Here is a 20,254-nt window from a genome sequence, read left to right on the forward strand (position 1 = left end):
TCCCTTTATACAGGCACAAAAAAGCCCGAGACTCTATTCTCGGGCCCTATCATGTTCTGGTTCGATATGGATGTGTACATCGTAAATCTTATGATCCCGTCTCATCCGGTCTTCAATTTCTTCGGTAATCGTATGGCTTTCGACCACGTTCAGCTCAGGATCGACGTGGACCACGACATCTACCAGAACGCTGCTTCCGTGGTACCGGGCCTTAATATCGCTGATTCTTTCCACTCCATTGATGTCGGCGATGGTAGAGCGCAAATCTTCCAGCTTGGACTCCTCGAAGCCATCTGTCAAGCGGTGGACAGTCTCTCGGAAGATTTCCCACCCCGTTTTGATGATGAGGACTCCGACGACGACTGCTGCCAAAGGGTCCAGCCATTGCAATTGAAATTGTGCGCCGGCAATCCCGATGAACGTACCGATACTCACCAGGGCATCGGAGCGATTGTCCTGCGCTGCAGCCCTCAACGCCTGGCTGTTAATTTTCTGTGCTAGTTTCAGGTTGTAGCGGTATACCCCAAACATGATCACAGAGGTAGCCAATGCCGTGTAGCCTGCAATCATCCCGGGAGCGACAGGATCGGGGTTGAACATCGAGGGAATCGCTCCTGTAATCACATCTATCCCTACGTACAGCATAATAAAGGAAGCGACAAGTGCAGCGATCGTCTCTGCCCGAAAATGCCCGTACGGATGATCCCGATCGCGCGGTTTGCGGGAAATGCGCAACCCGATCAGGACTGCTACGGAGGCAACGACGTCCGTCGTATTGTTCAAACCATCCGCCATCAGGGCAGCGGAGCCAGTCAAGATCGCAACGCCTATTTTTAATATAGAACAGAACACGTACGCAAAAATACTAATCCACGCCCCGCGTTCTCCTTGCTTTAAATTTGTATACACATCCACCCGTCATCACCTCTGGCATACTCCAACCTACTTGTGGCAAGAGCCACGTTTTCTGTAGCGACCTTCATCGTAACAGACTGGAATCATGTGGGTCTACAGAAACAGTTTTAGTCCCCTTCATGAGTATAGGGAGCAGGAAAATATGTTGCATGACAGCAATCTTTTGGCGTGAGTATCACTTTCCAGTGGCACCCTTATAGGTTACCCGTTTTTTCCCTTTGAAAAAAAGAAAATCCTTCCGACGATGTACGGGAAGGATTTTTTCTGGCTTTATCTGCCGCTCGATGAAGATATGCTTTGCAATGGAAGACCTTCTTTATAATAGAGAGAAGGAGATAGCAAAACAAAAAAGATGTGTGTGTGGGGAAAACCGCGTTCTGCAAGAATGTGGTGGATCATCGAAGCGATCTCATCATGCTTCTCCTGATCCCTTGCAAACATGTAAATTTCAACCGATAACGGGCTGTTGGTTATGGCTTCTACCTGGAGTGATTCCAGCTTCACTTTTTCTGGCGCTACTTCAGCAAGTCGCGCGAATTCTTCGCTGATGACGGGAGAAATACCGTGCAGAAAATCGGATTCAAACCCTTTAAATCGAATAAAAGGCAAGATAATTCCTTCTTTCCCAAAGCGGATTAATAAGGCAAAACAAAGGCGTTACATGTCGAGGGGCCATAGCAGAGAATGATTTCCGACGAAACGAAGGTGTGGTGGACGTACCACGATTGTCAGAATTCACTCAACCTGCTATAGCCCATTCGAAACGAAGAACATGTAGACACCTTGTCATTTCTTATTTGTAGTATACCCTCCTTAATTATACATAATCAACCAAAAAGTAAGGAAAAGTGTGCTTCTTTTGAAATTAGGCATGACCAATATAGGTGAGAAACCCCTGATTGTCAATGATACGTGGCAGGATCAGCAGCGCCCTCCTCTTCATATTTCTTGCCAAGGATGAAAAGACTATGTGAAAAAGGAATGTTGCAAGTGGAACCAATCGTACCGTTTGAACCTATTTCTACAGAACATATTCCGGAAGGCCCGAACTGGGTAGGGCAGGTCAAATGGGATGGGGTTCGCGTATTGACTTATTATGATGGTCACGAAGTTCGTCTGTTTAACCGGAAGTTCAATGAGCGGACTTTTCATTATCCGGAGCTGACCAACATCTCGGAATACTGCTCAGCCGCTTCCATCATCCTGGATGGAGAGATTATTGCATTAAGAGACGGAAAGCCTTCTTTTTATGAGGTAATGAAAAGGGACGGCATAAGGAAGCTGAGCAATATAGATGTGGCAAGAAAGAGCATTCCCGTCACTTACATGATCTTTGACATTCTGTACTTGAATCATCAATGGGTCACCTCCTCCCCCCTCGCCGAGAGACAAAAGATGTTGCGAGATGTCATACAGCTGACAGGTTATGTTCAATTGGTGGAGAACTTTGACGCAAAAGCTTTGTACGAAGTCATTAAAAACCAGGAAATGGAAGGAATTGTAATAAAGGACCTTGCCAGTACCTACTTGATTAACGGAAAAGATTCCCGCTGGCAAAAGAAAAAATATTACAGGGATATTATCGCTGTAGTAGGCGGAGTGACGCTGAGGAACAACATTGTGAATTCACTTCTGCTTGGCCTTTACGATCGGGATGACCAGCTCCGGTATATTGGGCATGCCGGGACAGGAAGACTCACCCAAAACGACTGGCGCAACCTTACAGAACGCATAAGACCGCTTGTTCAGAAAAACATGCCTTTTGTAACGAAACCGCCACGAACTGCGAATGCGCTTTGGCTTCAGCCAGAGCTCACAGTCAAGATAAAATTTGCCGAGTGGGTTGAAGGGCATTCATTAAGACAACCAAGTATACAAGGATTTGTGGATGTTCCTGCCCATCAATGTGTTTTCGAGTAAGCACAAAAAAGTTGACGCTGATTGTGCCGGCGTCAACTTTTTGCGTCAGGTCTCTTCCCTTCTGCGAATCCCTTTTCATGCTTCCATAGTTGCCCGTCTCTTTTTTCGTTCTGACGGATTATGATAAACTCCTCCAATGGTTTGAACCATTCGAAACCTGGAGCAGAGGTGCGTAATTGCCGTTGACAATAGAAAGGTACATAGTAACTGTAACCATAACCCCATTTTGGTAGCCCAAATGCTTGGGGTAGCGATCGCTAATGCGCTTAGTACAAAAGGATGGATCAAGTAAATGAAAAAAGAATGAACCGAATACCATTGCAGAATAACGGAAGCTTTAGAACCTATTTTCATAAAATAAGTCATGCATTTATAGAAAAAGATGAAGCTAAACAAGGTATACAGCATGATGCTGGGCTTCGTGGATGAGGTGTAGGTTTGTGTAGCGTTGCTCTCCATAATCAAAATCAGCCATGTGCATAACCATACAAGCAACAATTTGACAAGGCTCATATCCCTTATTTTCTGCAGAATTGTTTCCTTGTTTATGGCAATGTAAGCCCCCAGAACGAAATAAAAAATCCACACCGGAAATAGAATGACATACGGTACGCCAATGCTTGGAAGTGCTGCGATCTGCAGTGCGTGCAGGTAAATCATCAGATGCATGCCAAAACTAATGATAAAGGAAGCAGAGAGCATCACCATCGGCTTCTCCACGATCCATTTTTTTAGAAAAGGGTACATGAAGTACAGCTGAAACATGATGACTAAAAAATAGAGATGGATATAGGCGGTACCGGTGTACAATTGTTTTCCTAAAGTAGACAGGAGTGAACTTGGATCGGTTGTTGTAAAGCCATGCCGATTCGCAAAAGTAAAATAAAAGAGACTCCAAAAGAGGTATGGAATCAAAATTTTGCCAAATCTCTTTTTTATAAAGGATCCTGCCGAAAGAGACTTGTTTTTATCAGACAGTAAAATACTGAATCCTGACAAAATAATAAACATGGGCACAGCAAAACGGGAAGTCTGGTTCAAATAGTATGCCGCATCACTATATTCCACATATCCGGCTGAAACGTGTATGACGATGACCGCCATGGCACAAATCGCTCTTGTATAATCTATCTCTCTGATTCTTTGCTCCATTACAACCATCTCTTTTCACTATGCTTCTATCCCATTCCCCTCCTTTCAGTTCTACACTATCTTACCATTTTTCGGCAAGCGTTTTATAACAAGAGTGAAGATCCGGTATCCTTTCTTCAAGCAAACCATACAAGAATACCGGAATGTAACCGCTCGCCAGTACTCGCGCCGACAGCCTATGTATACGTTCCAATTTTTTTCCTTCCCGTCTTGTGCAAGTATCGATTCACGGTCTGCATCTGCAGATAACTCGTCACGAGTGCGATGACGAGCAGCACCACCACGATGATTATCACATACTGCGATAAAAACATGTACTGCTCAAAACACCACTTCCCGATCAAGGCCGTCAGGAGACACCCCAAAATCGACAGGTTGGAGGTCCATTCCATCGTCCGGTAAAATTGGTTATAGCGGGTTCCATGGGGAAGATCACTCTTCAGATTGCCTGCTCGTCTACGTTCTATCCTCCCTCTGATCCATAGAAAAAGCAGAAGCGGAACTTGGATGAAGAGAACTACACTGGTATAGCTGTAACCGACGAACCTTTCTACATCTTCCACTTGCGGAAAGGAGAGCAGGGCGGTAATGATCAGAAACAAGCCGAGAGACGGGATAAACGGCTTGTGCTGTGTTCCTCCTGCGAAGCTGCCAATCCCCGTCAATAGGGCGAGAAAGGCAACGATGACCTTGATCGCAAAGGAAGGAAACCAAATGCTGAGAAGAAAAATGTCGACCCGATCCAGGAAGTCAGTTACATGAATTTGTTGGACGAGTGCCAGGACGGGGTAACTTAGACGACTTGCAATGCTATGCCCCATTACCAGAAGGAGGCCAAGCATGATAAGACCCGTGGCAAATCCCACGATCATGACCCCGTGTTTGATTGCTGTAAAAAATAGCCGAGGCTGAATGAACATCGGAAGAAAAGCACCGAACAACAGAACGTCTCCGAACATCCCCATAGTCATGTAATTGCCGAAGAAGATTCCCTTTAGCGAAGTGCTCAGAATGGGGTCAAGTCGCTGTACATCGTACTCGTTGATAAGAAGACAGAGCATCAGAAGCGACGAGATTACATTCGCAGGAAAAAAGATCTCATTGACACGGGCTGTTACCTCCAAAGTGCGATAGGACATCATAAGCAGGATAAAAACCAGCAGAATGACTTCCAACGGTGTCTGCGGCAATAGGCTTGCCTTTACGAAATAGGACAAGCCCTTCACATCGATGACCAAGATCATCCATATATACAGCAGCAAAATCAGGTTGATGAACCCGCCTACCCATTTTCCGCATACCAGGAAAAGAATCTCGAAAAGGTTTTTCCCTGGAAAGGCATGGCCCAATTCTAATAAGACGTAGGCGATGAGGATGGCATACATGATAGGGATAATTTGGAACAACCAGGCATCTACTTTGGCTACCTGAATGATAGACTGGTAGAGACCAATCATGCCGCCTGTCATCAATACCCCGCCTACCAACCAAGCAACCTGTCGATGGTTAATCACTTGCCTTTGAAGCATTCTGCCCACCTCCTCCTAGCTCTGTTTCACCCACATTTTCATTTGAGGTGAGAAATAGTCATTGATGTAATTGATCGGCATTAGTTGAACGTTAGGAAACAGGGAAGCTATCAGGATCAGGAACGTCAACAAATAGAGCAAGCCCACGATCCTACTCTGCGATGGTTCCCACCGTTTTCTTTTCCGGAGATACCGGAAAAACATGAAGAGCAGCACACATCCAAATATAATTCGAAAGACCTTATCCATCATAATCCCTCTTTCATCAAGCTGTTTGTGGTTTGTCCGATGTTGGTGACTTGGACGTTGCTGTGAATTTGAAAGGTGATATGAGGAAGCTCTTCGTTCCATCTCTTCTTATACTTGTCCTCCCATAACTTCGGGTATCTCTTCGCAAAGACTAGTCCCAAACCAATCGGGTCTACCCGATGTTTCCTACTCTCCTTCAATAGGAAGTCCACCTTTTTCGTGATCTCTTCTGAAAGCCTTCTTTCCACCTTTCGGAAGGCACTTTGGTCATTAAAATCAAGCGGCGCCATGGTTTCAGGCATGAACACCGAAGCGTATAGGTGAATATCGAAATGGATTCGCCCATGTTTGATCAGTGGCTTAACTACTGCATGGCCCTTGAGAACCATTGCGCTGATGAACCCCTTATCCCCGAGTTCAACAACGAGGGAAAAAGGATTGAAGTAGTTTTGAAACCAGCGGATTCCGACAGCCTCAGAACGCTTATAGGTTTTGATCAGCTTGTCACCTCGAAAGAAAGCGATTCCCATTCCTTCGATCTCTTTCGAATCGCCTTTGGGCTGCGTATTTACCGGATCGAATACAGGCAAGAACGTATCGAGTCCGGGAGTAATGTTCATTTGAGCCATATCCTTGATCGAAACCGGAATCGTAACTGCTTTTACCAGTTCTCGAATCGATTCGCCGGAAAAACGTTCCAATTGGGGGTGTGCATTCAGCAGATCGATCGCTTTTCCTTTCGTCATCACCACATACGATGTCAGTCGGTTCTCTGGATACCTTGAAATGATATCGAACGGTTTGCTAAACCCGGATCTTGCGACTTCGCTCCCGATGACGACGACTCTATAGTGAGCGAAATACAGGATGCGCGACATGCGAGTTTGCAGAATGGCCCGGGCTTCATGCAAGGTTTTCCCTACAGCAGAATCGACATAGTAGCTTTTATTTCCACTTGTTCCTCCTCCACCGCCGGAGAGAGAGCCCATACTGCCAACAAGCGGAATTTGTACACCAAGGCGATACTTGCCGTCCTCTTCCTTGTCCACTGACATCGCGATGACGATGGCAATATCATTGACTTCCCGCCGATCCCAACATCCGCTGAGCAAAATGCTGACAATAGAGACAATCAGACAAAACCGTGTTAGTCCCTTCCGATTTCTTCTGTTATTCATCATGACGCTCTCTTTCTTTCGCTTCCTTATTCTGCGATTGTTCTTCGGCACGCTGATATTTTTTCAGAAATTCTTCACCGATCCTTCGTGCCTGCTCGACCCCGAGAAAGGAGGGGCGATCCTTCAAATCCGCCCACGGAGCTCGGATTAGCACATCTTTCAGATCACCGACTGACATCGGAGCCACGGGAGAGAGATAGGGTATGCCAAAGGAACGGAGGCTGGCCATATGTCCTACGATGATCAGCAGTCCAACCAATATGCCATAAATCCCGAGCAGTGATGCGGCAAACATCAACGGGAAACGAAGCAATCGTATGGAGATGGCTGCGTTAAAATGAGGAACAGTAAAGGAAGCAATCCCGGTAATCGACACGACGATGACCATAGGAGCCGAAACGATCCCTGCCTGAACGGCTGCCTGGCCGACTACCAACGCCCCCAAAATACTGACTGCCTGTCCCACGGTCTTGGGGAGACGAATACCTGCCTCGCGCAATGCCTCGAAGGCGATCTCCATGATCAAGGCCTCTACAATGGCGGGAAATGGAATCGCTTCACGCGCTGCTGCAATGCTCAGCAGCAGCGAAGTGGGAAGCATGTGTTGATGGTACGTCGTAACCGCGACATACAACGCGGGCGTCACAAGGGAAATGAGTAAAAACAGATAACGCAGCCAGCGGACCACCGTCGCCATTTGAAAACGTTCGTAATAGTCTTCGCTTGCCTGCAACATCATCCAAAAGGTAGTCGGGACGAGCAGTACCATCGGGCTCCCGTCTACAAAAATGGCGACACGCCCCTCCAACAGCGCGGCGGACACCGTATCGGGCCGTTCGGTATACATCACTTGCGGAAACGGAGAATATTCATTGTCCTGAATTAACGATTCGATATAGCCGCTCTCCAGTACGGCATCGATTTCGATCCGACTGATGCGATGGGTTACTTCATCTACCAACTCTGAATTTGCGACTCCATCCAGGAAAGCAACGACGACGTTGGTGTTTGATTTTCGCCCGACGACCAAGGACTTCATTTTCAATCGAGGAGTCTTTAACTTTCGCCGCACCATGGAGGTATTCGTCCGAATATTTTCGATGAAGCCTTCGCGCGGACCACGAACGACAGCCTCGCCCTCCGGTTCATTGACCGAACGTGTATCCGCACCGCGAATCCCAAGCGTGAGCGCTTCCCGATTTCCTTCTACGATGATGCCCGTATCCCCAGACAACACCGCTTGAAGCAGCCCTTTATAGTCTTTGACTCTGGAAATTTGCGAGACCGGGAGCAACGCCTCTTCAATGACTCCGATCTGATCGCTTCCATCCTCAAGAACCATCAGGGCTTTTAAAGCATCATTTACATCATTTGTACTGATCAAACCGTCGACAAAGATGGCGATGGCATGCACGCTGTTTTTTAACTGAAATTTTCGTAAAACAAAATCAGAGCTGTCGGAAAACATACGCTCCAAAAAGCTAGTATTGTCATCCAGCTCAAGCGAGATCGGCACCCCTTCCAGTTCAATCAGATCACATACTTCAAGAGATCTGTCCGTTAAGGGGTTCTTTTGCTGTTCCGTCCAATTACCCATCTTTTCACCAACCAGCCAAAATCTACCTGTATTATGCTTGTTCGACTGGAATAATATGCATCACCCCTTCCTGCATACCTGGATTGACTCAGAGGGCAACGTAAGAAAAAGCTGTTTTTTGAAAAAGAAGGTGTCATATGAGCCTTGTCGTACCGCAGTACGAGTTGCAGTTAAATGGGCATACGGTTGCGATCAGCAGCCCGGACAAGCCGCTTTGGCCCAAAGCTGGTGTAACCAAGCTCGATTACATTCGGTATCTGCTGCAGGTTGCCCGGCCGATGCTGGCCTATACCCGTGATCGGCTGCTTACCGTCATCCGCTATCCCCATGGAGTCGGTGACAAGCATTTTTATCAAAAAAATACACCTGAATACGCACCCGACTGGATTGTCACACATGAGTGGGAGAACACCCGCTACACGCTGTGCAATGACGAAGCAACTTTAATCTGGATGGCAAATCAGGCCACACTGGAGTTTCATGTTTCCTTTCATCTGGCGACCGATGAAATCCCAACAGAACTGGTGTTCGATCTCGATCCTTCTACTCCGGATTTTTCTGTCGTGATTGAGTCTGCCCTGCTGCTCAAGGAACTGCTGGATGAACTCGGCTTGCCGTCCTGTGTGAAAACCTCAGGGGCCAGCGGACTGCAAATTTACATACCGATTGAACGTCGGTATACGTTTGAACAAACGCGGAAAGTGGGCCATTTCATTGCTTCTTATCTGGTGGAGAAGCATCCTGCCATGCTGACAATTGAACGGCTCGTCAAAAATCGCGGCACCAAGCTCTATATTGACTATCTGCAGCACTGGCGGGGGAAAACGCTGACCGCCCCGTATTCAACCCGGGCCAGGGAACAGGCAACCGTATCTACCCCCTTGCGCTGGGAGGAAGTGCCGACTGCACATCCGACCCACTTTACGGTTCACAACGTACCCCAACGCCTAGCGCAAGTGGGAGATCTGTTTGCGGAAATTTCTGCACCGGCCCGTCAAGTTTCCCTTGATCCAATCCTCGCTTTTTTGCGGGATTGAAAGTCTTGCCAACCAGGGTCAATCTGTTGGAAACCTTCCTTCTATCTGTGCTATACTGTCCACAGATGTTTTTCAGGTCGAGGAGGAAAAATGATGATTGATCCGGTAGCTATTGCAATCGGCCCCATCAAGATCCACTGGTATGGAATCATAATGGGGCTTGCCTTTTTGCTTGGAACGTATCTTGCCCGTCACAATGCCAAGAAGTCGGGCATCGATGCAGACCATGTCTTGAATATGGTCGTAATGATTATTCCTGCAGCCATTATTTGCGCCCGCGCATACTATGTCATATTTGAATGGGATCAGTACAAGGACAATCTGCTCAGCATCTTTTACGTATGGGAAGGCGGTTTGGCGATACACGGCGGGTTGATTGGCGGGGTTCTGGCAGGGGCTTGGTATGTCCGCAAACACAATCTGCCATTCTTGCGCATTGGCGATGCGATGATTCCCAGCGTGATTTTGGGTCAAGCGATCGGACGTTGGGGGAATTTCATCAATCGTGAGGCACATGGGGATGTAGCCAGCGAACAGTTCATGTCTCATTTCCCGGCCTTTATTCGCGACCAGATGTACATCCATGGACAGTACTACCATCCGACTTTTTTATACGAATCCATGTGGAATCTGCTCGTATTTGCCATTCTGCTGCTGATGCTCTACTTTTGGAAGAAATTTGACGGCCAGGTGCTGTTCAGCTACATGATCCTGTATTCGATCGGCCGCTTCTTTATTGAAGGAATGCGTACAGACAGTCTGCTCATCGCTGACACTTTGCGAGTAGCCCAGCTTATCAGCTTGCTTCTGATCGCAATCGGTATCATCCTGCTGATCGTGTTTGGATGGAAGAGCAGGCAAGCCAAACACACCCATAACTCTGTCGAATAGGTACTTGCTTACAAATCCGCTTTTCCTCAAGGAAAGGCGGATTTCCTTTTGCTGTTGCAGCCTGTATGCCACGCGTCGATGTCTAATCACTGCCTTGTCTGAATACTTGTAATGGAGGGAATACTGATCCATAGACCTTAGTACGAGAAAGGAGTGATCGAGAATGACAGAGGATGCTTTGCTAGAAGGATTTCTCAATCGCAAGGTGCGCGTTCAGTTTGCTCCAGGCATGCTTGGACCCGAATCCAATCCCTATACAGAAGGCAAACTCTATGATTACAGCCCCAGTGGTCTTTTACTGGAAAAGCCGGATGGCTCTCTGGATTTCGTCCCCACATCAGCGATACGGCTGGTCGAAATCCGCCCGCGAGCCGGATGGTGGGAACGTTTCACTGGTACTGAATAGCGTGAAAGAAAAAGACACCTGCAGCAATCAAAGATCCTGAAGGTGTCTTTCGTATGAAAAGCGTTTATCTTTTGTTTTACAGGAAGACGTCAAGAACAACGTAGCAAGCTGCTGCCAGCAATCCTGTGATGGGAAGCGTAATGACCCACGTCACGACGATTCGTCCGGCTACTCCCCACTTCACTGCGGAGACCTTTTGCGAAGCCCCTACCCCGAGAATCGACGAGGTGATTACGTGGGTGGTACTTACCGGCAATTTCAAAGCAGTAAAGATCGTAATAATCAATGCGGACGACAAGTCAGCTGAGAAACCGCTGATCGGCTTGATCTTCATGATCTTGCCGCCAAGTGTTTTGATGATGCGCCAGCCGCCAAATGCGGTTCCCAAAGCCATGGCGATGGCCGCGGCAAATTTCACCCAAAGCGGGATGGCGAATTCTCCTGGCTCCTGAACCAAAAATCCTCCGGAAAGCAGTGCGAGGGTAATCACACCCATCGTTTTTTGCGCGTCGTTGGCTCCATGGCTGAATGCTTGCCATGAGGCTGACAGCACCTGCATAAAGCGGAAATTGCGGTTGGTTTTATGATACGCCGTGTTTGCGACAATAAATGAGACGATCTTGATGACGATAAAACCGACAACGAAAGCAACGACCGGCGAAATAATCAAAGCTCGTACAATGTCAAAGAAGCCGGCAGCATTAATCGAATCAAAGCCTGCTGCGCCTACCGCCGCCCCGGCGACACCGCCGATAATCGCGTGTGAAGAAGAACTCGGAATCCCGAAATACCAGGTGATGATATTCCAGAGAATAGCGGCAATCAATGCTGCCAGGACCACGACCAATCCGTTCTCCAGCTTGAACGGGTCGGTGATGCTCCCCCCGATCGTCTTTGCCACTCCCGTATAGGTCAGAGCGCCAATCAAGTTAAAAGATGAAGCCAAGATGATCGCTGTACGCGGGCTTAGCGCACGAGTCGAGACAGAGGTTGCAATCGCATTGGCTGTATCGTGGAAGCCGTTGATAAAATCAAAGCTAAGCGCCATGACGACAACGAGAATGAGCAAAATCATGTCTGGCGAGAGGTCAAGCATTCTTTAACACAATCCCTTCTACCAGGTTGGAAACATCCTCGGCAAAGTCAGCACAGTCCTCAAGCTTGTCGTAGATCTCTTTCAGCTTTATCGCCTCGATCGGATCAGCATTCGGGGCATTCAGCAGATCAGAAACCATTTTTCGGTAGTTGGAATCCGATTCATGCTCCAAATCCTTGATCTCGCGAGCGATTTTGGATACCACCTGATGATCGAGCTTGCGCAAGGTCCGAATCAGCTCAATCAGTTTCGCCGAACATTTCACCAAAATATTCGCCTGTGCCAGAACACGGGGATCTGGCTGTTGAACTTGATAGAGATACATCCGATCCGCTACGCCATCGATATAATCGATCATCGAGTCCATGGTATGAGCAAGCTGATGAATATCTTCACGCTCAAGCGGAGTGATAAACGTGGAGTTCAATGCGTTCATGATTTGCCGAACGATCTCATCTCCTTCTTTTTCGACAGCTTTAATTGCCTTTACCTTTGTTTCGACGTCCTGATAGTTCCCTACCATTTCGTAAAACAGATGAGTTCCTTTGTGCACCGTGGCAATCTGCTGTTCAAACAGATCGAAGAAGATGTGCTTTTTTGATTTTAACATACGTCTCCTACTCACTCCTTTGAAAAAATCGCACCTAGACGATTATATCGAACATCCTTGTGAACGTAAATTTAAAAACAAGGTGAAATATGTATTTTTTTATTTAAGGTATTGTTAAGTTTTTGTAAATCCCCTTTACATTCTTCGACAAATATCGTAATCAATCGACGTTTCGACATAGTTTCCCATTCATTTCTCCCTCTTTCTTTTCTGCTTTCCGTCGTATATACTTACCACAAAAAAACTTCTATCGAAAAGAGGGAATTTTCCAGATGGTTTGGTTCCAATCCATCCTCTCACGCTATGACCCGACGATCTGGATTCGCGTCATCGGGACAATCCTTACCACGTTCGCTGGTTTCATGCTTCGTCCCTTCCTTGCCTTTTATCTCTATGACAAAATGGATGGCAATCTGTTGGTCGCCGCCCTCGTCACGAGCCTTCATCCCTTGACTGGCATTCTCTCCAATCTGTTTGCCGGCAGCCTGTCGGACAAATACGGTCGCAAACCATTAATGGTTGCAGCGCTGCTGATCGAATCTGTCTCCATGGCGGGATATATCTGGGCTGAGTCTCTCTTCGCATTTGCTGCTCTGACTATTCTGAACGGCATTGGAGCGTCCCTGTTCTGGCCTGCCGCTAGTGCTCAAGTCACTGATGTCGTACCAGAGGAAAAGCGCAGCGAGGTCTTTGCCCTGTTACATACGGCACTGAATCTGGGAGCAGCTGCTGGACCTCTGATCGGCGTGGCGATCTACAAAGTGAATCCCGGCATCGCTTTCGGTTTCTGCTCATTCATGTTGCTGATTTACTGTATGCTGATTATTTGGAAAGTACCTGAAACTTTGCCTAAGGAGAAGCGCCATCCGGAGCAAAGAACAGAAAAAAGGGCTGAAGCTGCTCCGCGCATGAAAATCAGTGAGCATCCGACGCTGATCTGGATGACACTCGCTGCGATCCCCATCTCTTTGTTGTATTCCCAGGTGGAGATCATCCTGCCGCAGCATCTGAGAACCCAATTCGACGACTTCCTGACGGTGTTCGCCACCCTGATGACCATCAACGGCGCCCTCGTCGTCTGCTGTCAACTTGCCATTGCTAATTATGCGGATCGTTTTCCCGCTCACAAGGTCATTCTCATTGCGTATGGCTTTCTTGCCTGTGTCGGCTTCGGATACGGCTGGGCCCCCAACTTGGTCTTGCTGATCATCGTTGAAGTTCTGTTTACCATCGGTGAGATGCTGTACGGACCACAGATCCAAAAATCCATCTCCTTGCTCGCCCCAGAGGCTTACCGCGGCCGCTATTTTTCCTTGTTCGGTCTCAACTACGGGGTGACGGGGACATTGGGGCCTTCTGTCGGCGCTGTCGCGTTTCGCAATATCGGCGGTGCGTACTGGTTTTCCCTCATCGGTGTCCTGCTCATCATTGCCGGAGTGTTCCAATTCGGCAACGTAAAAAAAGCCCTGACAGGCCCCGCAAAAGTCGACAGGGCAAAGACAAGACAGCAAGAAACCCCTATATAGACCTGATTCTCCAAAAGCCTGTTGCTTGCTGTAAAGCGAAGCCGCAGGCTTTTCTCCTCTCTTTTGGTCAAGCCTTCTCGAAATATCCCCAGCATAAGAAACCCGCGCATCATGCATGGGATTTACTGGGTAGGGGAAAATGAGAATACTTACCAAGTAGGGGAGGGAGTTGTGATGCCCCGCATCGAAGCTGTTGCGACTGTCGTGCCGCCTCACGTTGTTAACCAGGAAGAGTCGAAGGCATTGGCACGTCATTTCTTTCAAGATGCCTTTCCGGATATTGATCGCTTGCTGGGGGTATTTGCTCAAAGCCAGATCCGCAAACGACATTTTTGCATGCCCCTGGACTGGTTTTCCCAAGACCAGACATTCACCGTGAAAAACCGCTTGTACGTCGAGCATGCGGAGGAGCTGGCCCGGAAAGCTTCCTTGCTCTGTCTGGAAAAAGCCGGATTAACCCCTGACTCCATCGATTGCCTGATGTTCGTCTCCAGCACTGGAATCGCTACCCCGAGCCTCGATTCCCGACTGGTCAACGGACTGGGACTGCGTCCGGACATTACCCGTGTCCCCTTGTGGGGCTTGGGCTGCGCTGGCGGGGCTATGGGACTGTCGCGAGCGTGCGAATATGCACGCGCTTACCCGCAGCGGCGCATCCTCCTTGTAAGCGTAGAACTATGCGGGCTGACCTTTATTCGCCAGGATATGTCCAAAAGCAATCTCGTCGCTACCTGTCTGTTCGGAGACGGAGCGGCAGCGGTTTTGGTCGAAGGTGACGCAGTCGAGCGCAAATCGTCATCCCCTCCCCTGCACTTCTGTGCTTCCCGCACCACAACCTGGCCCGACACGCTGGATGTGATGGGCTGGGAAGTGACGGAACCAGGGCTGAAGGTCGTTTTTTCCCGTGACATCCCCACTCTGATTCGGCAATCCATGCGAGAAAACGTGGAACACTTCCTCGATCCGCATGAGACAAGCCTTCATGATTTGGACCATTATATTTTTCATCCAGGCGGTGCCAAGGTGCTGACGGCTTATCAGCAATCCCTGGGCCTTTCTCCTGAGGAGACGAGGTTGTCGGAGGAAGTTTTGCATGACTTCGGCAACATGTCCTCCCCTACCGTACTGTTCGTTTTGGAAAAAAGCATGGAGCGGCGATGGAATGCCGGAGAAAAAGGGCTGGTGGCCGCTCTTGGCCCCGGTTTCAGCTCTGAGCTTCTCTTGCTGGAAGCGAGGTAGAAAAACATGTCCTTTTTTTGGCTGGTCATGGGAGTCGTGCTGCTGCAGCGCATAGGAGAGCTGGTGCTGGCCAACCGGAATGCCAGGCTGATACGCTCCCTCGGAGGGTATGAAATCGGCTCAAGCCATTACAAATACATCGTTCTCCTCCATCTCTTCTTCTTTCTGTGTCTCATCTGGGAGGTAGTGAGAGGGCATCATGTCTCGCTCCTTCCCGACTGGTGGATCTTCCCCTTTTCCTTGTTCGTGCTTGCTCAGATATTGCGCTATTGGTGTATCGTCAGTCTGGGGCGGCACTGGAATACGCGCATCCTCATCTTGCCGGGATCGAAACCCGTCAGACGAGGTCCGTACCGCTTTTTTCGCCACCCCAACTATCTGGTCGTCGGCATCGAGCTTCTTGCATTGCCCCTTACCTTCCAGGCTTACGCGACGGCGATCCTGTTCACGCTGTTCAATGCCTGGCTGCTGCTTAAAGTCCGCATCCCCATCGAGCAGCAAGCCGTTTACACGCGACGGGATTCATAAACAAAAAACTCGACCCAGATTTCATGGCGTCGAGATTTTTTTGTTCCTATCATGTTTATTTTCCCTTCAGAGCGGGTACAGGAGGAAAGACCCATATTCTATTCCTTGAGGTGGATAACCGTGAATCACTCAACTATGCATGAACCTCTGGAAGCGCGTCGGATGATTGTCCGGGAATTTATTGACCTGATCAACACCACTCCAGATGAAGAAGGGCAAGCTACTGTGCAAAAGTTCTTGCGGTACTTGCAAAGCCTGTTGCGAATCAAACAAGTGGTGCCACCTGTCGTGGAGATCATGACCGTCGTCAAGCATACCAAGCCCAAGCTGTACCATACGGCAAGGAGAACTGTGCTGAAGACCAGCAATCTGTATATGCTCTTCCAGGTCGACATGAGTCTTTCTCTCGCTCAGGAGCGGCTGGACAAGTACATGCACTAATGTGTTTATTTTTTTAACCGCTCGGGATTGAGCACATCTAACTCAGGCAGGACAAAACGTCCATCTTTGCGAATCAATACATCGTCAAACCAGATTTCTCCTCCGCCCCATTCCGGACGTTGGATGGAGACCATATCCCAGTGTACAGATGAGTGATTGCCGTTGTACGCCGTATCATAGCATTGGCCTGGCGTAAAATGGAAGCTTCCGTCTATTTTTTCGTCAAACAAGATGTCTTTCATCGGGGTGGTGATGTATGGATTCACCCCGATCGCAAACTCTCCGATATAACGTGCCCCTTCATCGGTATCCAGGATCTGATTGAGACGTTCTGAATCATTTGCTGTGGCTTCGACAATTTTGCCGTCTTTGAAAGTGAGACAGACCTTTTCAAACGTGAAGCCATGATATGGTGTAGGGGCGTTATGGGTGATTGTACCGTTGACCGAATCCCTCACCGGTGCTGTATACACCTCACCATCGGGAATATTGCGCAATCCTGAGCACTTGACTGCAGGAATATCCTTGATTGAAAAGGAAAGATCCGTGCCGGGACCCGTGATTCTGACTCGATCGGTCCTGTTCATGAGCGCGACCAGGCTATCCATCGCTGCATCCATCTTGGCATAATCCATCGTGCATACTTGAAAATAAAAATCCTCAAATGCTGCTGTAGACATGTTGGCGAGCTGGGCCATCGAGGCATTTGGATAGCGAAGTACCACCCATTTTGTTTTGGGAACGCGAATGTCCATCACCGGACGCTCGTACAACCGCGAATACATGCCCAGCCGATCCCCCGGCACATCAGCCATCTCATTGATATTGCTAGCTGCCCTGATGCCGATGTAGCCGTCCATTTTCTCCATGAATTGCTTCTCATTCTCCGCCATGACTGCCAATTGTTGCTCATTGCAGTTCATCGCAATTTCTCTGCTGATTACAGGGTCGATCAGTTGCACATAGGGATTTCCTTTAGCCTTGTATATCTCACTGACCAATGCCCGAACCAAGTCCGGCACTTCTCCCTTTGCATTGATCAAGATGTTCTCTCCTGGCTGGACCCGTACCGAGTAGTTAACCAGCAAATGGGCCAACTTCTCCAATCGAGGATCTTTCATGTTTGCACTCTCCTTTTTCAATTTTCTGATTCCTCTTGTATTTTTAACGATAAACTCATATATGTCAATAAAATATTTTTTAACGATTGATCAGACCAGCCCTGTTCAGGCTGGCCTTTCGCTTATTCTTCCTCTGTAAGCTCTGCTTGGTCGATTGTCCCCATGTTGTAGACATCACCGATCTGTTCTTGTACAATCGCTACTCCTTCTTCTTCTTGCCGAGCATTCTTTGCTCCTGCGTCGTTCTCATTTTGCGGATTTTGGCGTTTTGCCATCTGACTGCCTCCCTTCAAGATCTCTGCTCTAGTTTGTACGGAGGCTTGCTGTTTCACGCATGAAAAAACGCCTTGCTCACGAGGAGCAACGCGCCTTTTCGCTTTCATGCTTATTTATCGGAATCAGTGTTGGGGGCTGTCCAAGTCCAGCCGGTGCGGCTTCCGGAATTTTGGTAAGCATCGTTTTTGATCACGACAGCTTCCGAATCTTCCAGTGGAGCAGCTACCCAACCATGTGCTACTGCTGGTTGATCTTGTTTTTTCACCAGTACGAACTCATCTTCCTTCGGCATGGTGATCCAGCCGTGTTGGGCGATGTTTTCTGCAGCAGCAGGGCTTACTACGTAATATTCATCTTCCTTCGGCATCAGGACCCAGCCATTTTGAGTGAGGTTCTCAGCTTGAGCAGGTGTCAGAAACAGGAATTCATCTTCTTTTGGTGCTGTTACCCAGCCATTCGGAGCTACTGCTGGATCGTTGGCTTTTGGAGAATAGATGAAGTACTGATCTTCTTGTGGCATGGAAATCCAGCCGCCCTGTACGGTTGCAGGAGCTTCAGGTGCTGTTGTTGCTGGCTGTTGCGCTTCTGCAGCCTCTTCTTCCACTGCAGCTGGCGCTTCTGTTGCTTCTTCTTGGACTGCAGCTTGTGTTTCTGTTTGCGTCGCAGTTGTCGCGGCTTCTTCGGCACAGGCGGATTGAGCGAACAGTGCCGCTCCCAAGACAAATGTTCCCATCATCAGTGTGTTACTCTTTTTCATCATGTACACTCCTGTCTCGTAATACCACCTTGCCAACCACGTTTCCCCCGCGATGCTTCAAGCAGCATTTCCTACAGACATTGCCTCATTTTTTCAAGACAATTGGTGAATTGTTCGAGTTCTTCGTCCGTCAGTTTTTCAGTCAGATTGGCCACCAACAGCCTTCTTCTGGCCAAAAGCCCTTCTATGACCGGAATCGCTTTCGGTGCGAGAGTTACCCAGACAACTCGGCGATCCTCCTCATCACGGACGCGATCAACAAGATTTGCCTTCACCAATCGATTGAGCGCAATGGTAGTTGCACTGTTCGACTGCTTCAATATGTTCGCCAGATCTGACACGGTACTTCTTTTCACTTGATGAAGCACACGCATCAAAATGAACTGTTTGGGACTGATCTCTACTTCTTCTACCAGCCACTGACTTATAAAAAAGCGGGCCATTTCAGAAAATACGCGATCCAGTTCCTCAAGTTTACTGGCGCGGGACATATCGTTCACATCATCACCTATTTTCAGATTTACCTACACTATTTATAAAAATATTATAATTTGTGTAGATAAAGAGCAAGCATAATCTTCCACAGCATTCTGAAAATGGGGGGTATGTACATGATTTAACAAAGTGTTTATTACTTAATATTTTTATAGTAAAACTATTTCCAAGATCATATTACAATAATGTGGAAAGAATGACAAGGGCGCGAAATTGTCTATTTTGTGACACTCAAAATCCACCTTGTCACCCGCCCGCTTTTCATTTCCCATGAATTGCTTTCTTCTCGCTTCCGAAAGCATGTATAATAGAAGGGCAGCGCAAGAACCCTGCATGCTGTTGTCCGGCGCAAGCCGCACCCGAAATTACATACATAGGAGATCAATTGGATGGAACAGACCCCACAAGAGACAAAATGGAGATCGGAACTTTTGGATTGGCTCAAATCATTTGTCCTGATTGGTGCCATCACAGCCTTGATCTACATCTTTATCATGGCTCCCTACGTTGTACAAGGACGCTCCATGGAGAGTACGCTGCATGACCGTGAGCGAGTGATCGTCAACAAAGCGATTTATTATCTGCAAGACCCGCACCCAGGCGACATCGTGATTATTCATCCAGATGCCAGTGGCGACAACTGGATCAAGCGCGTCATCGCGGTTGCAGGCGACAAGGTAGAAGCAAAAAATGATCAGTTGTACATCAACGGCCAGCCATTGGATGAGCCTTACCTCGCAGAGAACAAACAGAAAGCTGCTGCGGCAGGGGTTACTTTGACAGATGATTTCGGCCCCATAACAGTCGAACCAGGAAGCGTGTTCGTCATGGGTGACAACCGCAATAACAGCATGGACAGCCGCATGATTGGGCCTGTCAGGCTGGATCATGTAGTCGGTCGTGCAGAAGTGGTCTATTGGCCATTGTCCAGTATTCGCATTCCGAGATAATACGTGCTCCTTCCGCTCTTCACGCCAGGAGGTCTGACTGGAAGGTAAAATCACATAAGACTTTTACCTTCCCAGCCTCCTTTGCTCATCCAAACGCGCCAGCTGCTCCTCGATTTTCTCCAGCAAAAATTCGCAATCATCGATTTCATACTGGTTTTGATCCCTCTTGTGCCACTTCAAGCAAAACAAGACATGTTTCTTCCATTCTTCCAATTCTTCGTACGTACAGCTTGTCATTTTCTCAACTGCTTGTTCACGGTGCATCCTATCACCTTCCCGCTTCCATTCGCAGTGCGCAAAAAGGGCTGCCGAGACTCCTCGACAGCCTGAAGCCGCGCAAT

The 20,254-nt window shown here is 48.2% G+C and carries 22 protein-coding genes; 9 read left to right on the top strand and 13 right to left on the bottom strand.

The window, feature by feature from the left end:
* Nucleotides 1-33: 33 nt before the first annotated feature.
* Together EDM58_RS17625 and EDM58_RS17630 are read right to left on the bottom strand one after the other, a co-directional pair.
* Nucleotides 34-915 (bottom strand): cation diffusion facilitator family transporter, encoded by an 882-nt coding sequence (locus tag EDM58_RS17625; RefSeq protein WP_122914481.1) that lies wholly within the window; start codon nucleotides 913-915, stop codon nucleotides 34-36.
* A 270-nt stretch (nucleotides 916-1,185) separates the two neighbouring features.
* The gene (locus EDM58_RS17630; RefSeq protein ID WP_122914482.1) at nucleotides 1,186-1,524 is read right to left on the bottom strand and encodes a DUF1904 family protein; all 339 of its coding nucleotides are present in this window, start codon (nucleotides 1,522-1,524) and stop codon (nucleotides 1,186-1,188) included.
* A 372-nt stretch (nucleotides 1,525-1,896) separates the two neighbouring features.
* Here EDM58_RS17630 and EDM58_RS17635 point away from each other — a divergent pair, with 372 nt between their 5' ends.
* A complete protein-coding gene (locus EDM58_RS17635; RefSeq protein WP_425455627.1) occupies nucleotides 1,897-2,835 on the top strand; it encodes an ATP-dependent DNA ligase in 939 nt (312 codons plus the stop codon).
* 75 nt (nucleotides 2,836-2,910) lie between these two features.
* Here the strand turns inward: EDM58_RS17635 and EDM58_RS17640 are convergent, their stop codons facing one another.
* The 4 genes from EDM58_RS17640 to EDM58_RS17660 all read right to left on the bottom strand — a co-directional run bounded on the left by EDM58_RS17640 (nucleotide 2,911) and on the right by EDM58_RS17660 (nucleotide 8,540).
* On the bottom strand, nucleotides 2,911-3,987 hold the full coding sequence (locus tag EDM58_RS17640; protein WP_183187543.1) for an acyltransferase: 1,077 nt from the start codon (nucleotides 3,985-3,987) through the stop codon (nucleotides 2,911-2,913).
* A gap of 176 nt (nucleotides 3,988-4,163) precedes the next feature.
* Nucleotides 4,164-5,516, bottom strand: coding sequence for a GerAB/ArcD/ProY family transporter (locus EDM58_RS17645; RefSeq protein WP_122914484.1), 1,353 nt, complete (start codon nucleotides 5,514-5,516; stop codon nucleotides 4,164-4,166).
* A 248-nt stretch (nucleotides 5,517-5,764) separates the two neighbouring features.
* Complete coding sequence (locus EDM58_RS17655) at nucleotides 5,765-6,943, bottom strand: Ger(x)C family spore germination protein (RefSeq protein WP_122914486.1); 1,179 nt, start codon at nucleotides 6,941-6,943, stop codon at nucleotides 5,765-5,767.
* A complete protein-coding gene (locus EDM58_RS17660) occupies nucleotides 6,936-8,540 on the bottom strand; it encodes a spore germination protein (RefSeq protein WP_122914487.1) in 1,605 nt (534 codons plus the stop codon). The genes EDM58_RS17655 and EDM58_RS17660 overlap by 8 nt, the downstream gene beginning before the upstream one ends.
* Nucleotides 8,541-8,677: 137 nt before the next feature.
* Here EDM58_RS17660 and ligD point away from each other — a divergent pair, with 137 nt between their 5' ends.
* From ligD to EDM58_RS17675, 3 genes are all read left to right on the top strand, one after another.
* A complete protein-coding gene (gene ligD / locus EDM58_RS17665) occupies nucleotides 8,678-9,577 on the top strand; it encodes a non-homologous end-joining DNA ligase (RefSeq protein ID WP_122914488.1) in 900 nt (299 codons plus the stop codon).
* Nucleotides 9,578-9,670: 93 nt separating this feature from the next.
* Nucleotides 9,671-10,468 (top strand): prolipoprotein diacylglyceryl transferase, encoded by a 798-nt coding sequence (lgt, locus tag EDM58_RS17670; protein WP_122914489.1) that lies wholly within the window; start codon nucleotides 9,671-9,673, stop codon nucleotides 10,466-10,468.
* Nucleotides 10,469-10,631: 163 nt separating this feature from the next.
* Nucleotides 10,632-10,874, top strand: a complete 243-nt coding sequence (locus tag EDM58_RS17675; RefSeq protein ID WP_122914490.1) for a hypothetical protein — start codon at nucleotides 10,632-10,634, stop codon at nucleotides 10,872-10,874.
* Between the two features lie 76 nt (nucleotides 10,875-10,950).
* Here the strand turns inward: EDM58_RS17675 and EDM58_RS17680 are convergent, their stop codons facing one another.
* A complete protein-coding gene (locus EDM58_RS17680; protein ID WP_122914491.1) occupies nucleotides 10,951-11,970 on the bottom strand; it encodes an inorganic phosphate transporter in 1,020 nt (339 codons plus the stop codon).
* Nucleotides 11,963-12,580: a DUF47 domain-containing protein gene (locus EDM58_RS17685; RefSeq protein ID WP_023557244.1), complete on the bottom strand. Its 618-nt coding sequence runs from the start codon at nucleotides 12,578-12,580 to the stop codon at nucleotides 11,963-11,965. The genes EDM58_RS17680 and EDM58_RS17685 overlap by 8 nt, the downstream gene beginning before the upstream one ends.
* A gap of 272 nt (nucleotides 12,581-12,852) precedes the next feature.
* Here EDM58_RS17685 and EDM58_RS17690 point away from each other — a divergent pair, with 272 nt between their 5' ends.
* The 4 genes from EDM58_RS17690 (at nucleotide 12,853) to EDM58_RS17705 (ending at nucleotide 16,314) form a co-directional block, all read left to right on the top strand.
* A complete protein-coding gene (locus EDM58_RS17690; RefSeq protein WP_122914492.1) occupies nucleotides 12,853-14,106 on the top strand; it encodes an MDR family MFS transporter in 1,254 nt (417 codons plus the stop codon).
* 174 nt (nucleotides 14,107-14,280) lie between these two features.
* Complete coding sequence (locus EDM58_RS17695) at nucleotides 14,281-15,345, top strand: type III polyketide synthase (RefSeq protein ID WP_122914493.1); 1,065 nt, start codon at nucleotides 14,281-14,283, stop codon at nucleotides 15,343-15,345.
* Nucleotides 15,346-15,351: 6 nt separating this feature from the next.
* The gene (locus EDM58_RS17700; protein ID WP_122914494.1) at nucleotides 15,352-15,873 is read left to right on the top strand and encodes an isoprenylcysteine carboxyl methyltransferase family protein; all 522 of its coding nucleotides are present in this window, start codon (nucleotides 15,352-15,354) and stop codon (nucleotides 15,871-15,873) included.
* 120 nt (nucleotides 15,874-15,993) lie between these two features.
* Nucleotides 15,994-16,314, top strand: coding sequence for a hypothetical protein (locus tag EDM58_RS17705; protein ID WP_122914495.1), 321 nt, complete (start codon nucleotides 15,994-15,996; stop codon nucleotides 16,312-16,314).
* A 5-nt stretch (nucleotides 16,315-16,319) separates the two neighbouring features.
* Here EDM58_RS17705 and EDM58_RS17710 read toward each other — a convergent pair whose 3' ends face one another.
* The 4 genes from EDM58_RS17710 to EDM58_RS17725 all read right to left on the bottom strand — a co-directional run bounded on the left by EDM58_RS17710 (nucleotide 16,320) and on the right by EDM58_RS17725 (nucleotide 18,968).
* Nucleotides 16,320-17,435 carry an aminopeptidase gene (locus EDM58_RS17710; RefSeq protein WP_122914496.1) on the bottom strand — a complete coding sequence of 372 codons (1,116 nt, stop codon included), beginning with the start codon at nucleotides 17,433-17,435 and terminating at the stop codon, nucleotides 16,320-16,322.
* A gap of 122 nt (nucleotides 17,436-17,557) precedes the next feature.
* Nucleotides 17,558-17,710 (bottom strand): DUF4025 domain-containing protein, encoded by a 153-nt coding sequence (locus EDM58_RS25790; protein ID WP_183187544.1) that lies wholly within the window; start codon nucleotides 17,708-17,710, stop codon nucleotides 17,558-17,560.
* A 110-nt stretch (nucleotides 17,711-17,820) separates the two neighbouring features.
* On the bottom strand, nucleotides 17,821-18,471 hold the full coding sequence (locus EDM58_RS17720) for a hypothetical protein (RefSeq protein WP_148039343.1): 651 nt from the start codon (nucleotides 18,469-18,471) through the stop codon (nucleotides 17,821-17,823).
* Between the two features lie 68 nt (nucleotides 18,472-18,539).
* A complete protein-coding gene (locus tag EDM58_RS17725) occupies nucleotides 18,540-18,968 on the bottom strand; it encodes a MarR family winged helix-turn-helix transcriptional regulator (RefSeq protein ID WP_122914499.1) in 429 nt (142 codons plus the stop codon).
* 384 nt (nucleotides 18,969-19,352) lie between these two features.
* Here EDM58_RS17725 and lepB point away from each other — a divergent pair, with 384 nt between their 5' ends.
* Nucleotides 19,353-19,913, top strand: a complete 561-nt coding sequence (lepB, locus tag EDM58_RS17730) for a signal peptidase I (protein WP_122914500.1) — start codon at nucleotides 19,353-19,355, stop codon at nucleotides 19,911-19,913.
* Between the two features lie 63 nt (nucleotides 19,914-19,976).
* Here lepB and EDM58_RS17735 read toward each other — a convergent pair whose 3' ends face one another.
* Complete coding sequence (locus EDM58_RS17735) at nucleotides 19,977-20,177, bottom strand: hypothetical protein (protein ID WP_122914501.1); 201 nt, start codon at nucleotides 20,175-20,177, stop codon at nucleotides 19,977-19,979.
* Nucleotides 20,178-20,254: the final 77 nt, after the last annotated feature.

Source organism: Brevibacillus panacihumi (assembly GCF_003710985.1).
Classification (GTDB): Bacteria; Bacillota; Bacilli; order Brevibacillales; family Brevibacillaceae; genus Brevibacillus; species Brevibacillus panacihumi.